The 15,598-nt window shown below is 34.0% G+C and carries 12 protein-coding genes; 5 read left to right on the forward strand and 7 right to left on the reverse strand.

What is annotated here, in order from left to right; genetic code table 11:
• Nucleotides 1–418: 418 nt before the first annotated feature.
• The 3 genes from GWI97_RS02030 to GWI97_RS02040 all read left to right on the forward strand — a co-directional run bounded on the left by GWI97_RS02030 (nt 419) and on the right by GWI97_RS02040 (nt 3,961).
• Complete coding sequence (locus tag GWI97_RS02030; RefSeq protein ID WP_082239428.1) at nt 419–883, forward strand: DUF1097 domain-containing protein; 465 nt, start codon at nt 419–421, stop codon at nt 881–883.
• 165 nt (nt 884–1,048) lie between these two features.
• The gene (locus tag GWI97_RS02035; RefSeq protein ID WP_036933432.1) at nt 1,049–1,978 is read left to right on the forward strand and encodes a metallophosphoesterase; all 930 of its coding nucleotides are present in this window, start codon (nt 1,049–1,051) and stop codon (nt 1,976–1,978) included.
• A 21-nt stretch (nt 1,979–1,999) separates the two neighbouring features.
• On the forward strand, nt 2,000–3,961 hold the full coding sequence (locus GWI97_RS02040) for an insecticidal delta-endotoxin Cry8Ea1 family protein (RefSeq protein ID WP_082239429.1): 1,962 nt from the start codon (nt 2,000–2,002) through the stop codon (nt 3,959–3,961).
• A gap of 57 nt (nt 3,962–4,018) precedes the next feature.
• On the opposite strand, the gene GWI97_RS02045 is transcribed toward GWI97_RS02040, so the two are convergent.
• The 6 genes from GWI97_RS02045 to GWI97_RS02070 all read right to left on the reverse strand — a co-directional run bounded on the left by GWI97_RS02045 (nt 4,019) and on the right by GWI97_RS02070 (nt 12,752).
• On the reverse strand, nt 4,019–4,819 hold the full coding sequence (locus tag GWI97_RS02045; RefSeq protein WP_036933433.1) for an energy transducer TonB: 801 nt from the start codon (nt 4,817–4,819) through the stop codon (nt 4,019–4,021).
• Nucleotides 4,820–4,846: 27 nt separating this feature from the next.
• The gene (locus tag GWI97_RS02050; protein WP_036933435.1) at nt 4,847–7,900 is read right to left on the reverse strand and encodes a TonB-dependent receptor domain-containing protein; all 3,054 of its coding nucleotides are present in this window, start codon (nt 7,898–7,900) and stop codon (nt 4,847–4,849) included.
• Between the two features lie 41 nt (nt 7,901–7,941).
• Nucleotides 7,942–9,303: a surface lipoprotein assembly modifier gene (locus GWI97_RS02055; RefSeq protein WP_036933438.1), complete on the reverse strand. Its 1,362-nt coding sequence runs from the start codon at nt 9,301–9,303 to the stop codon at nt 7,942–7,944.
• Nucleotides 9,304–9,513: 210 nt separating this feature from the next.
• Nucleotides 9,514–10,287: a Slam-dependent surface lipoprotein gene (locus GWI97_RS02060; RefSeq protein WP_036933439.1), complete on the reverse strand. Its 774-nt coding sequence runs from the start codon at nt 10,285–10,287 to the stop codon at nt 9,514–9,516.
• 433 nt (nt 10,288–10,720) lie between these two features.
• Nucleotides 10,721–11,608 carry a LysR family transcriptional regulator gene (locus GWI97_RS02065; protein ID WP_036933441.1) on the reverse strand — a complete coding sequence of 296 codons (888 nt, stop codon included), beginning with the start codon at nt 11,606–11,608 and terminating at the stop codon, nt 10,721–10,723.
• Nucleotides 11,609–11,783: 175 nt separating this feature from the next.
• Nucleotides 11,784–12,752, reverse strand: a complete 969-nt coding sequence (locus tag GWI97_RS02070) for a nitrilase family protein (protein ID WP_036933443.1) — start codon at nt 12,750–12,752, stop codon at nt 11,784–11,786.
• Between the two features lie 199 nt (nt 12,753–12,951).
• Between GWI97_RS02070 and umoA the strand changes: the two genes are divergently transcribed.
• Entirely contained in the window at nt 12,952–13,488 is a 537-nt protein-coding gene (gene umoA, locus GWI97_RS02075) for a UmoA family flagellar biogenesis regulator (protein WP_036933445.1), read from the forward strand.
• Nucleotides 13,489–13,727: 239 nt separating this feature from the next.
• Nucleotides 13,728–14,591 (forward strand): ATP-grasp fold amidoligase family protein, encoded by an 864-nt coding sequence (locus GWI97_RS02080; protein ID WP_036933448.1) that lies wholly within the window; start codon nt 13,728–13,730, stop codon nt 14,589–14,591.
• An 81-nt stretch (nt 14,592–14,672) separates the two neighbouring features.
• Here GWI97_RS02080 and fdhD read toward each other — a convergent pair whose 3' ends face one another.
• Nucleotides 14,673–15,503 carry a formate dehydrogenase accessory sulfurtransferase FdhD gene (fdhD, locus tag GWI97_RS02085; RefSeq protein ID WP_036933450.1) on the reverse strand — a complete coding sequence of 277 codons (831 nt, stop codon included), beginning with the start codon at nt 15,501–15,503 and terminating at the stop codon, nt 14,673–14,675.
• Nucleotides 15,504–15,598: the final 95 nt, after the last annotated feature.

Here is a 15,598-nt window from a genome sequence, read left to right on the forward strand (position 1 = left end):
GTTATAACAGGTAAGCTAAGATTTACACGCTACCATTTCTCTTAAAAATAACGCCGTCATTTCTGACTGTTTAGCCAAAAACGACTCATATTAATTATTAAAGAACAATAGTTCATATAAACAATTTCGCTTTTATGCTTTATATAAAATACCTTTTTATTCTTTCTTATTAATACCCAGATGATTTTATAAATTAATAGCAGAGACGCTTGAAAATACGTTCATTCAAATTTAATTACGCAATCGTTTACTTTTTATTTTTTCTATTTTTAATAAAAATCAATATCTAAAGTATGTATTAATACCTTTATTAATTGTGCTTTTTTATGATCTAAATATAGATTAGCAGTCCACCAGAATGATAAACTTCGCCTTTAGTTAACTGGGTAAATATCCCCCTTATATTTAAGAGTCTATCGTGAGAACGCTTTATTTTACTGCGCTGACAACAGGCATTCTTTCGGCCATTTGGGCATTTATTGCCAATCAATTTGGTTTATTAAGCTGGGCTGGTTTCTTAGGTTGTACTGCTTATTTCGCTTACCCTAAAGAAGGCATTAAAGGGTTAGTTGTCACTATAGCAACCATTATGAGTGGCATTATTTGGGCATTAGCGATTATTTATGGTAGCCAAGTATTTAATGATATCTCTATTTTTGGTTATGCCGTAACGGGTGTGATTGCCTTCGTGATGTGTATTCAAGCCAAAAGCGCTCTGCTTGCTTATATCCCAGGGACATTTATTGGAGCATGCACTCTATTTGCCGCTCAAGGGGATCTCCCTCAAACTATCCCTTCATTAATTGTCGGTGTTTTATTTGGTTATGCCATGAAAATGAGTGGACTTTGGATTGCAAATAAATCACAAAAAAATGTAATTTAATTCTTTTATCATATAAATAAAAAGCGGTACGCATTAATAAAGTATTGCTTTTTATTTTTCTTCTATTTTATTTTTCCATATATTACTAACAAACTTTGAAATTGTAGTTATTTATCTATTGAGTCAAAAAGGAGGTCCTCAACTTCAGTAAAAAGGAATATAGAAATGACATCCCCAAAATCGACAGATTACAACATTATCGTCATGTCCGACCCTCAACCTTGGCGACTGGATCTAGATAATAACGACCCCAATAATGACCAAGACCGTTGGGGATCTACCGTTAGAAAAGTCAGAGATAGCATCAAATTATTACACCATGAGAAATCATTTGCTTTTGGCATTATCAATGGTGATTTAACTGAATTCGGTCGTCGTTACCAACGAGAAAGTTTTCGTTCTCTTTTTGCCCCATCCCCATTAGGATTTAACACCTATGTCGGTCTTGGTAACCATGACTATCAAAATAATGTTGGTGATTGCGCTGAGCCTGGTAATTCTGATTACAGTATGAATGCCTGTGCTCGTGGCATGGTATTTGATATGCACTACCGTATTGAAGAATATCAACATTATGCAACTTCTGAAAACTTTAGAGCTGATAGTAGCGAATATTCCGGCAGTAAAGCCTATTCTTGGGAGTATGGTGATATTCATTTTGTACAATTACAAAACTATCCTACCTATCATGTCGTGCTTGATCACTGGGCTGCATCCACAATTACAGTCACCGATTCAATTGATTGGTTAGAAAAAGATTTAATTCAAGCAAGAAATCGTAATAAAACCATCGTGTTAAACTTTCATGATGGTAACCAACACTTTCCTGAAAACTCTTCACAAGAGGAACTCTCATTCTTTAAATACATGCTTGAGCATTATGGTGTGAAAGCTGTATTTGTTGGTCATACCCATTATGTTGGGCAGGATAATCGCTATGGAGGAAGTGAGATCTTTGGTGATATTCCTGTTTATAACAGTGGCGCTTTATTTAAAGGCGATTACTTATCTGTCGACATCCGGGGCTCTCAATTTTCTATTGCGGTTTATAACGGATTATCAGGGCAACCCGAATTAATCGAGCATTGGAATTAGTTCAAATAAGGAGCTTCAGTTATGCATTTAAACCCATTAAAAATCGCCATGAGTCCGTCATCATTACCCGCTACACAGCAATTACATTGTATCGATTATCAAGAATTACAAGATGGTATGTTAGATATGATTAATCGTAACAGTAATGTATTGCCTACAATTGTAGATAAATTTAATGAACAAGATCCACTCAATGCCCCCATTATTGTCGGACAAACAGTTATTGGACATATTATTGGCTTAGTACCTGTTGTTGGCGGTGTATTATCCAAAGTCACTTCAGCGCTCTTTAATATGATGAATAAAAATATGAAAGATAGATCTCTCGCTGACCAGATTATTGAACATGTCTCTCATATTATTGATGCAAAAATTACTGACAATAATGTCAAAATTATCAAGTTAACTACGGAAGGAATTTCTGATGTTTACCAACTATTTTCTGATACTCTCTCCCGTTATCTTGATCCTAACGCGAATTATTCTGAGCAACAAAAAAAAGACTTACAAGAACAAGTACTAAACCGTTTCGATGATGTTATTACGACGGTTATTTCTCAACAACCGCTAGTTTTAAATTTAGCACAATCAGCAGGACTCCCTTTTTACTGCCATTGTTGCGCACTTTTTGTTGCAGCACACTGCGATATTCTGACCAATAAAGATAGCCTAGGATTAAGTGATAATTACTTTAAAAGTAATTTAAGAACATTAAGAGAAAGTATAGATAAGTTCAATCGTGAAATTCATACTGCAATTTATCAGCAAACCTCTGGGATATTTAAAGATGATTACAATAAAAGTAATACTTTTTTATCTGGTATCTATACCTCCGGCCTCTCTTTTTATCAGACTTGGGTAAAACGAAGTTTTGCCATTGAGTTAAATACCCCATTTTCTCGCTGGAATAGCTTAGAGTTATATGGAAATGACTATAGTCATGATCCAAAAATCAGTTATTACAACGCTTATTTTGATATAGGAAAAGACATATTACACCGAACATCAATGTTGCAAAGTATCGAAACGTATTCCCATATTGATGCCATTATTCGCATTAAACACAACTATTTCAGCGTTGAAAAAGTGGCCGATAGTTTTCAATATGAAGGCTGTTATGGTGTGACGGGTGATAACCAAGATGTCGTGAAAACAAGAACATTCTTCACACCAGATAGTAATAAAGCCTATTTATCGCCCTCTCAAATTTTACCTTCTGTTCGCTATATTTCTGATACACCTTGGGGCACTTTACATTATATGGTGCTTGATGATGTAAATAATGATAGCTTTACTCTTGGACAAGGTAACAGAGAGAACAAATCCTATCTCAATATTCCAGGTTACTGTTTTAATGGTGTAAACCTTTATTTAAGCCGACATAATGGTAAACAATGCCATGATGATTCTGGCGCTTGGCTAACAGAGTCAGCACCAATATTTCGTTTTTATGATGGCTACGCATCTCTTTTATTAGAAACTGAAAACCATTTACCTGTACCGCAAAAAAGCTATGAGTTAGATTTAAATCATGGGTTTGATACAAAGTTAAGTAACGCCCAATCTGGTTATAGCGATATGCTGGTAGGTAAAAACTGTATTTTATTAAATCAAGAGGCCTATTTTTGCTTACCTTCAGAAGAACCCATAGGTAAAACAAATTCCGCCCAGAAGATGAAAATATTATTACAGTGTGCAGCTGAAAACGAACAACAATTATCAGTGTTTATAAGAACGGGTAACGCGATTAATGGTTCATTGATTGCCTCAAATGAGTTTTCTCTTGGGCTTAACCAAGACAATATTATTTATAATATAAAGCCGTTACTTAATCACCCTATCACAAATAATAAAGCCTATTTTCGTACCTATCAGCTTGAATTAAATTGTTTATTTACTCATGAGAATGAATCAAATCTTTATTTCTATTTACACTTTTCTAAACCGAATACGGTATTAGCAGATATTACTGTTATGTTCTAATAGTTGTTCCTAAAAAACACCTAAGTACGATGTAAACTTAGGTGTTTTAGACAATCCTCAATTTAATTCGAAATCTAATGAAACAATCAAAGGATTCAATAAGTTTTCGGGTTTAGGACCTATAGGTTTTACGCGTTTAACCGCAGCAATAGCCGCATTATCAAGGGAAGAAATACCCGAGGTACTTTCTATCTCAACCCTTGAAATCACACCTTCTGATGTGAGTGAAAAACTCACCACCACCTGACCTTCATGTTGCATACGACGTGCTTGTGATGGGTAACGTTTATGACGCTCTATTTCTCGACGCAGTGAGCTAATATAGTGATTATCAGATCCGCCTTGCCCTATCCCTTTCTCGCTTAATGCATGACTTCTTCCTGCTAACGAACTTGCCGTATGTTGCGTCAAGCTTTCTGCCGAGGCTTCTGATGTCGTTTGCGCTATTTGGCTTTCTAACTCACGCTGTTCTGTCGGCTCTACTTTTTCTTGCACCACCTGTTTTTTTACTGGTGTAATTGGTTTTGGTTTTAGAGGTATCGGCTTTTCTTTTATTTTTTCAGGGGGCTTTTTTTGTACTTCAACAAATTCACCTTGTTGAGCGCTCGGAAAAATAATGGCAGTGTCTTGAGGCTCAATTTTTTCAATCGGCTCAGGTATCACTGTAGATTGTTGGGGCGGTGAAAATACCACTTGGTAAACGGATAATGTATTTTCTTGTTGCTGATGAATATGGTGTGCACTTTCTGTCATAGAAAGTGAACGCAACACCCAACTTAATATGGCGATATAAACTAATGATATGCCTATTAGCCAATAATAAATATTAAACGGATGCCTGACAGAAAGTGCCAACATAAATAAAAGCTCCTTACTCTCTTTTAGTTAAAATTGTGCAGTCATACCTAATCGGAATGTTCTTCCGGGTGCAGGCATACCTGATCGCGTTAAAGGATCAATGTAGTATTCATTTAATAAATTACTGCCCGTTATTTCAAAAGATAAATTAGGGCTATATTGATAGTTAATATAAGCATCAACGGTAAAGACTTTTGCCCAACGCATTGGATTATTATTTTGACCGTACATTTCTCGTGGTAATTTTTCTTTTAGCCATTTTTCATCTTTATTTTCCACTTCTGATGAATAAAGCCAGCGACTACCAATTTCTAATTTATTATCTAACCAACGAGTACCTAAATGTAAATTAACCGAATATTTAGGTTGAATAGAGGTACGTAAAAAACCACCAGGATAACCACCCGTCATACACTCTTTAATACCCAAAAAATCAAATGGATCATAGTTACTAAAAGCATTTTTATCACATACTTTATTTTTATGGCTATAAACTAAAGCTGTATCCATAAAAATAAAGCCATTATCAAAGCGAGCTTGAACCTCTAACCCCTCTAATATTTGCTTTTCAAATTGCCTAATTTGCCAATTCGTATCTCTATCAAACACATTTTCAATATTGGTACGAAAATAATTAACTTTAATATCGGCATGGCGCTCCACATTTAGCCAATCTGTCAAATCGAAAACAACACCTAACTCAGTACTTTTTGCACGTTCGGGTTTTAATTTAAAACCGTAATAACGCGCTTTGGACCCAGAAAAACCACTGGTGTCTTCAAATAGATTAGGTAACCGTAGTTGCTCAGTATAACGTCCATAAATACGTAATATATCGTTGGCATATACCGTCGCAGACACTAAGGGTGAAAATGCGCCATGATGATAGCTGGGCTCTAGTGCAAAATTATCTTTATCATCATCAAGATAAATAGGTATTGAATTAAAAACGCCCATTTCATACTTATTAACTAGTTCACCTGTAATTGGATCAGGTACTTTTTCATTAATATCAACATAGCCACTTAAGAAGATGTTTTTACTTTTAGGTAACTCTCCATTTTCATCATAAAGTAAGACTGTATATTCAGTGACCATAAGACGTTTTTGAGAAGATTTTATGTTGAGATTTCCTTGTTTATCACGAAGAAAATCATCCTGCATCATATCAACTTGAACTCTTTTAACTCCATTACTATTAATTATCTTTTCTTTTATTTCTAATGGTAAGTTTTCATATTCAGGGTAAATAAACTTAGATTGTACAAACTCACGTATTTTTTTATAGCTTTCTGGATAACGTCGATCATTCTTTAGTTCTTCCGGTAAACCTTCTACATCAATACGGTGATAGGCTCTATATAATAAATATTCCTCAGCAGTTAAAGTTCGTCGATAAGGAAGAATAAAGCCTCTTATTGATGAGGTTTTCTCATAACCTTTTACGTTATTCCGTCGCTTATTATTTAAAAAAGTATCCGTTAAATGATAGTAATGATATTTGCCGCCAGCAGTAATGGCTAACCAAGAAAGTGGCTTCCAATCTGTGGAAAGGGCTAAATTAATTTCATGACGTTGCCCTGCTCGCCCTGAGGTAACAAAATCAAAACCGGCTGGTACTTCTAATTCATCACTGTCTAATTTTTCAAACTGATAATTACTGGAAAATGAAATAGAAAATTGAGGCGATAATTTAAATATAGAAGATAAATCGATACCATAGCGATTGTTCTCTTGATAAAGAGAAGATGTATCAATAAATCCTGTCTCATAACTGAGATCCCATTGTGTATTTCTATTAGAAAATGGATCCACTTGTTTTGGCTCCCTTGGTTTTCCTCCTCGTGTATTAGTATGACCTGTAGTTAAATTACCCCATAGCCTTAATAGTAAATCTGTTTTTTTATCTTCTGGTTTATATTGATAGGTTAATATTCCTGCCTGTTGTGTAATATTTCCCAGAGGCCACTGATTGACTAAATTTTTATCATAACGAACCCAACTTAAACGTGATGGCATAATATCGCCAAATAGTAAATCAGTGTATCGGTAATTAATAGAAAAACGGTGTATTAATTCAGGAAATAACGTTCCTTTAACTAAAAGAGAGCGACTACGATTAGAGGTATTAGGGACTTCATTATCAGGACGATAAATATGAGCAATAAAAGGTAAATAAGGCTCAAAATTTCTTGTTCCATCCCTTACATGAACGGATTCTAATAAGTCTTTATTATTCTCACTATATTTTTTGGCATTCCTTTTTCCTGCAAAGTAATTTCCTTTCTCTCGTAGAGCATAAGCAAATAATAAGTTAAATTTTTCTTCTTCAAATCCTACTCCAAGACGAAATGAATAATCTTGAAAATTTTGTACTTTACTTTTTTGAGGGGTTATTTCTAAAGCAGGATCAATAATGTAAGCATTTTGCTGATAAAACGTTGGATAATAGCGGTAATCTTCAATCATATTTGTATAAACTTCTTTATACCGTGTGGAGTTATTACTGATATCTCCTTTAAAATTGATACCAAAAGAATCGCCAATAGGTACAATATCTCGAATATCTAGGGTTTTTACTGCAATACCCCCACCAATACCCGTTTTCATATCAGGTGTTAATGAGGGACCTTTTTCAATATAGATACTGCTAATCAGATTAGAATCAATATAGTTACGATTAGATGCACCACTATAACCTCGATAAACGGTAATTGCCTGCTCTGTCCCATCCACAGTAACAGGTATTCTACCTTGCCCTTGAATACCACGAATATTAGGATCAAGCGCTCCCCCATTACGCGCTTCACCACTATAAACACCAATGGCGCTTTTTAGTAAATCAGCGGGAGAAACGCCTTGATAACGCTCTAATAGCTCTTTTCCTAAATAAACATTAGAAACATCTTTTTCATAAACGTGTGAATAACCCTGTTTATCTTTTTCTTTATTATCAGAAACTTGAATATGACCAAGATTGGTTTTATCTTCTTTGGCTTGCAGATAAAAGCAAGGAGAAAATAGTGATAGAGAAACGAAGATTGACACAATTTTCCGCTTTCTAAAAAGCATTACATGCATTATTTTACCTATTCAATTAATAAAGGAAGTCACTTATTTAATTAAAATTGTTTTTCTAATTTAAATAACACTTCATGTTGCTGATATTGATATAACCAATCCACATTGCTTAATCTTCGGGTATAACGTAATTCAATTGTGGGATAAAACCCTAAAACAAAAGGTGATTTGCTTTTAATATTGGTTGTAAAAATAATACTATTATCTTTTCTTCTCTTTTTTAATAAAGGATTATAGTTATTAAAATATTTAAATTGATACTGTAAAAAAAGAGAGATATGCCAATTAGCTGACAATGGATAATAAATACCAGTTTTTATACCATACAGATGATAATTTAATAAAGTGTTTTTTTTACGAACTAACTGATAATTTAATTGATTAACTAAGTGTATTTTATTATTAAAATAATAGTTATGGTAAGCACTATAACTAAATCGCTTACTATTTAAATTATTTAACGTTTTTTGATATTTCTTTATTTTATAATCCAAGCTTAAATTAATAGTTTGCTTTTTATTAATAAAATAAGAAAGCTGTGTTTCATTTCCCCATGCTTGATATTCATATTGTTCCCGTGATGATTTTATTTCGTAATAAGGTGTTATTGACCACTGATATTGAGGTTTTTGATAGCGATAACCCAGTTGTGTATATAATGCAAAAAAATTGGCGTTACGATGAGAGTGATAATCTATATATCTAGCATAAGTATAAGAAGAAAAAGTATAGTAAGAATAAATAATAAAAGGTTGATAAAAAGAAAAATAATGAGTAATTCCTGTAGATGCAATAGGTTTTGCACCTCTTAGCGTCGTTTTTCCTTGAGTGGATTGAGAGACAATTTTTTCAGATAAGTAAGGTGCATGATTAATATTATCGTCATAGAAAAAGCCAAGTTGATAGAAACGTTGGCCTTGAAAATAAGAGGCTAACTTAACCTTATAAAACTCAATAGACTGGATAATATCTTTAGATAAATCAATAATATTGCTCAGTTGATTAAGTTGTTGCTGTGCTTTTTTATATTCTCGTAAATGAAAGTAAAGTTGAATTAGCCCAGTTTGAGCTGGGATAAAATCGGCTTTTTGCTTAAGTTGTTGCTGATAATAAAATTCAGCGTTTAAAAAATCACCTCTGTTTTGTGCCAATAACGCCTTTGCGTAATTAACAAGTAATGCTTCATGTTGAGGTTGTTGTTGATAATAAAGCAGTAATCTTTCTGCTTTTTGCCACTGTTGTTGTTGCAAATAGTGATAAAGTTGCTGACCTACTTTAGCTGTACTCGTTGTTTCAAGATAATAAAGTAGTTTGTCGCGGCTCTCTTTTGCACTCCCATTAAATGAAAATAAAATAAGCAATAAAGCCAGTAACCCTCTAGTTAAGAGTTGATAATAATTCATGATATATCCTTATAAAAACAAAAGAACAATTCCTTTAAATCGGTTTAATTTAGATAAAAAAAACAGATAACCCTATACCAGATTATCTGTTGCTAACATTTAGCGTAATAACCACTAATACCACTTTTAAAGAATTAACCGATTGTTTTACCAAATAAATCTATAATATTATTTTTGAAAAAATCAAGAAGCATCCATGCTTGCTGTCATTTATTCACTGTCACTGCTATTTTTTATACCACCAAAACCAATATCTTTTTTATGATCTGTACTAAACACCACAATACCCGCTAAGGCTTCTGCACTTTCACCAAAAAAGGCACCTTCAACAACCCCGAATGTTGACCCTTCCTTTGCATCTGCAGAAAATGTCACTTGGTTATTTGCGGTATAAATATTTCCGCTTACTAAATCAACTGTACGTTGGCTATTAGTCAGCGAACCTGTAATTTCTTTTTGTGAGAAATTAACATCGAACGTACCTGAAAGTAGATTACTACCACTGTATCGACTAATACCCATTACCGTATAAGTGGCACTATCCGTTGGTAATGTGGTTGTAACATCTTTACCAACATAATAGGTTTGGTGTGTTGCATCCGTTGCTGATGTTGTTTTTGCCCAGTCACCAAAATAGACATTGGCATCCGTGATTTTGGCAAAGTGAAAGACCCCCATATCACGATGACTAGCAGGCGTACTTTCGTTAGGCTGAATAGTGTAAATTCCATTACTATCCGCCCCACCACTCATTCTTGGCGAAGTTAACGAAGCAAAACCAATTTTTTTACCATATCCAATCGTTCTAATACCAACACCCGGTTCTCCTCCAGCTGATTGATGAGGACCTCGATTAACTGCATCACTTTCACCAACAACCATCGTAGTCAGAGAACCACTTTGATTAAAGTGAATTTCAGCATGTACTGCATGAGAGCCCATTAATATAAATAATGCGCAGACTAATTTATTACGTTTTTTCATAATAACTTCCTTATTATTTATTTGAGGGTGTGGCTACTTATTATAAATAGAAATAACAAGTAGCCACTTACAGAAATATTAATATTTTATCTATCTTTCTAGCTTCACTTACGAATATAAAGTTTGCTGTGTTGTTCGTAGGTAATATTAAATAAATCTCTTTTATTGTAAATAACACATTTTAATTAGAGCGATTTTAATTAACCCTACTTATGTTATGATAATTAGATTAATTAAATGATTTACTTTAATTTTTTATTTAAATACATAAAAAACCAATAAGTATTTCATGTTTATTTTTGTGAACAGTCTCGCAATTAATTAAATCGCTTTATTTTAAAACCAATTAATATTAAATGAGTATTTATAATTTAATATATAATAAAATTATAAACATAATCACATCTAAAAATAAAAAAGACTCTTTTATTAATTAGGTTATATCTATTTCTTCAGAAACTATATTTATAAGAAGATCACGCTCTTTATTTTTAATATTATTATTCCAAATAATACCTATTTCCCATTGTGTATATAAACCAGAAAGTGGTAATAGTGTTACTTTTTGCTTATCACAGATAAATTCAGCACTATTAGGAACAAAAGCTACCCCCAAACCTGCTGCAACTAACGCCAATTGTGTTTGAATATCTTGTGATTGTTGTAATACTCGAGGCTTTATTTGATGATACTTTAAAAAAGCATGGATCTGCTGATAAAGCTTTTCTCCTTTTTCAGGCACAAGTTGAATAAGCCCAAGCGTATCAAAATAGTGTAATGGATTATCATCCACCTCTAATACCGTAATATTTTGTATTGGAACAGCTAACATTAGTCTCTCTTGTGCTAATTGGAGACCTTTTAATGGCTCAGAAATAGGCAAACGTGAAAAAGCTAAATCCAGTTCACTTAACAGTAATTTGTCTTCCATTATATTAGAGGGCATATCATCAATATGAACCGTTATATTAGGATATTTTTGCTTAAATTTAGCCAATAAAGGGGTGATAAAGCTTAATGATGACAAGCCAAACCCAGCATAAAGCTCGATCTTTTGAGGCTCAATTAATTGGCGAGCCTGTTTTTCTAAAAGACGAACTTCTCTTAATACTGATTGAGATTGATTAAGTAAATATTGTCCTTCAGGCGTGAGTTTTGCACCTTGGCGCCCACGTTGAAAAAGAGTAATACCCAATTGGGTTTCTAATGTTTTTATTTGTTTTGTGAGTGCAGGCTGACTAATACAAAGCCGTGATGATGCTTCGCCAAAATGTTCGGTTTCAGCCAATACAACAAAGGCATTCAATAAACGAGTGTCCATGATTAATCATTAATCCTACATTATTTTTCCTTTTATTATTCTATCATAGAATAAATAAATAAAATTAATAACCAACACCAACAACCTGATAAATCAAATGTTCTATCTTTCTTTGAAATTATTCTCTAGCTAAAACAAAAACAGCTAACAAAATGTGAGTTGTTTTTTTATTGAATTATGCTTTACCAAATCGTACCGAGATAGGATCTTGCTCATTACCCAATTTCGTTGTCAAAATAGAATACAGCTCAGGTCTTCTCCCTGTTAGCCAACGTCTTCCTGTGGAGTTTTCTAATAACGTCAAATCAATATCAGCAATCACCATATCATCAGTAATAGCGTTACTTTCTTTTACGACTCGCCCATAAGGATCAATAATCATCGCATTACCTGTGCGAATTTCTTCCTCATCTCGCCCAACTCCATTACTAAAGAGCACAAACATCCCGTTATCATGGGCTCTTGCTGGTAACCAACGCATTAACCAACCTCGTCCATGCTCTCCTTGAAAAGCATCTTGTAATGATTTTGGATCTTGGTGTCTGTTTTTCCAAAGAATCATAGGAATGGGCTTCATGCTATATGGGCTACGTGAATTTGTGCCCCCAGTTTGATGAGGCGCTAGCAAAATATCAGCACCTAATAATGCATTAGCTCGTGCATTTTCAACCAAATTATTATCCCAGCAAATGAGTATCCCTATTTTGACGCCCCAAGGGGTATCAAATACAGTGTATTGCTCACCATTATTGATGATTGGATGTTCAAAGGCATGTAATTTACGATGTTTATGTAATAAGCCATCAGGCATACAAACAACCCATGTATTATAAAGAGAGTTATCTTCATCCCGTTCGATTAACCCAACACCTATCGCCATCTGATGCTCTATCGCTTTTTGTTTTATTAATGCTAATGATCTACTATCCAAAATTCTTTCACTTAATGCATACACTGAGTGCTCCGATAATTTAGGAACATGCCAATACCCCGTAATACACATTTCAGGAAAAACTAAAACATTTACCTTTTCAGTCGCCGCTTTATCAATAAATTGATGAATTTTCGCTAGATTATTAGTTTTATCATTCGCTTTATGCTGAAACTGCACTGTCGCGACTCGCAATGTTTGGTATGTGTTCATACGTTTTCACCTATTAAACCTTATATTCTCTCGATATAAAAACGTATTTATTGCTCAAAATAAAATCACTTATTTTCTCTTTTTGATAACTTTTTGGAATCGATTGGGGTTACAGCAAGAAATAACAGGGTTCTACATCTCTGTTTCACGGAATAGATCCCTTATTTTCTGGCATCATAATGGCAATAAAGGAGTATTTATGTTTGCTAAGTCCCTATTTATAATTCTTTCATTATTAGGATTATCTGTTTCCTGTTTTGCAGGAAATGGGCTGGTGGACAGAACATGGAACACCACAGGACTCGATACACAAAGCTATCGACAAGCATTAAGACAACCTACTGCAAGCTCTCGGTATACTCTTTTTAATATCACCCCAGATATGCCCGTTCCAGGTGGTACAAACCGCTCTGATCCTCAAGGTATTCGTTATATCGCGATGAAATATGGCCCTTATGGCCAACCTGAACACTATAAAACCTACCAAATTATGTTTTCTCATTATTCAAATAGCAGTACAAAAAAAATTCGCTATTTAGGTGAGCTATATACCGTTGTCGGTGATATCTATTTAATCGATCCTTTTGCAACAACCAATGAATGGCAACGTGGTCGTAGCCAAATTGTTGAAGAGTATTATGAAATATTAGATACTCACGGCAATCGAACAGGTAAAGGATTACGCTTTCATAATTGGGATAAACCTATTCATATAACTAAGTGGTCATCCAATTAATATTCTCTTAATCAATTTTTACATTTGTTAATTCTCTCTTAATGTCGCTATTTTATATTAATTTAAAATAATTTCTGTCAATACTCTCAATATCGATGCGTTGATATCTATATTAATAAAAAAATTATAAATAGATATTTATTTAACCATCTTATCGTTGCTTCAATAAGTTAATACTTTTTTAATATAAATTTAATTATTTCTTAATATAAGAAATAAACTAAAATATAAATTCGCTTATGAAAATTATAGAATATTATTTCAAAAAATTTCGTACTATCGCATTACCTGATCGTATTTATTTAAAGAATAAATTCATTCGTAACTTAGGTTACCAGCCTAATTTTAAACTACCGACTTCACTAAATGAAAAAATCAATGCACGTATGTTGTTTGATAGAAATCCGATTTATACGCGCTTGGCAGATAAGATTAAAGTGAGAGACTATGTGATAGAAAAAATAGGCTCATCCTACCTTGTTCCTATTATTAAAACTTATTCACACCCTGATGAAATAGATATCTCTCAACTCCCTTCACGCTTTGTATTGAAATGCAATCATGACAGTGGAAGCACGGTGATCTGCCTCGATAAATCAACCTTTGATTTTGAAAAAGCAAAAAAAAAGCTCCATTTTCATTTAAAACGTAATCTCTATCCTGTTACACGAGAATGGCATTATAAAAATATTAAACCTCAAATTCTTTGTGAAGAATATATTGATTTGTTTGATACACAAAGCCCTATGATCCCTACAACCTGCCGTCTTCATTGTTTTCATGGTCATCCTCATTATGCTGAAATTGATATTTCTGATACCAAAGGGAATGAGTATATAAATGTGTATGATACAGACTGGCTACTACAACCCTTCACATTAGAAGATCCCAACACGCCAGAACCGGTTGAAAAACCAATCCAATTTGAAAAAATGTTGCAGTTAGCCACAAAAATGGCTGATAACTTTAATTATTGTCGTGTTGATTTTTTAATGTCTGAAAATAGACTTATCTTTAGCGAAATGACCTTTACTCCAAATGCAGGGCGGATTCCGATTAAGCCACAAGAATGGGATTACACACTAGGTAAACTGTGGTCATAAATATAAATAAAGTGAAAGATCAAATAGGTGTAATACGAGAATATAGAGTTATTACACCTATTTTAATGTGTTTCATGCTCATTAATCAGTTAGTCGTTGTGGATGAGTAAACACGGTTGCTCTTCCTCGACGACAAAAGCCCACCAGCGTCACATTATATTTATTAGCGACCTCAACAGCTAAAGAGGTTGCCGCAGAAACTGCAAATAATATTTCAGCACCACACATAGCCGCTTTTTGCACCATTTCATAACTGGCTCGACTAGAGACTAATACCGCCCCTTGACACCACTTCTCTTGCGCTTTCATGCCCAACAATTTATCAAGAGCCACATGACGTCCCACATCTTCACAACCACCTTGCATTTCACCCTCTGGTGATAACCAAACAGCAGCATGAGTACACCCAGTTAATTCACCAATTTCTTGTACTGTCGTCATCTGTTCTAACGCTTTATCAAGATTAGAAAGTGCAAATGTTTGTGTAAAAGGTAATGGCGTAATAGGACGGAAAACCTCTTCAAGTTGTTCTGTTCCACAAATACCACAACCTGTACGCCCAGTCATATTTCGGCGTCGCTCTTTTAATCCCATAAAACGTCGGCTTGATAATTCAATTTGAACTTCAATGCCTCCGTTACAACTTTCAACAATTTCGATACTGCGAATTTCATTAGAAGATTCTATAATGCCTTCGGATAAAGAAAATCCGACAGCAAACAACTCTAAATTTTTAGGGCTTGCCATCATAACAACGTGGGAAATTCCGTTGTACACTAATGCAACAGGAACTTCGAGTGCAATATAATCGCTTTCTTGTCTGTTAAGCGATCCTTTGTGTTGCACAATTGTTTGATCTACGCCAACGATTACACGTTTAGTTAACAATTTTGTCGATTTTGTTTCATCCATAAGATGAATTCCTAAATTTATTAATACATAATAACAATACGGGTAAAACGATTTTACACTACCTATCAGGCAATGAACCTGATCCTATTAGGGAT

Origin of the sequence: Proteus sp. G2300, assembly GCF_009915965.1 — a bacterium.
Lineage (GTDB): Bacteria > Pseudomonadota > Gammaproteobacteria > Enterobacterales > Enterobacteriaceae > Proteus > Proteus vulgaris.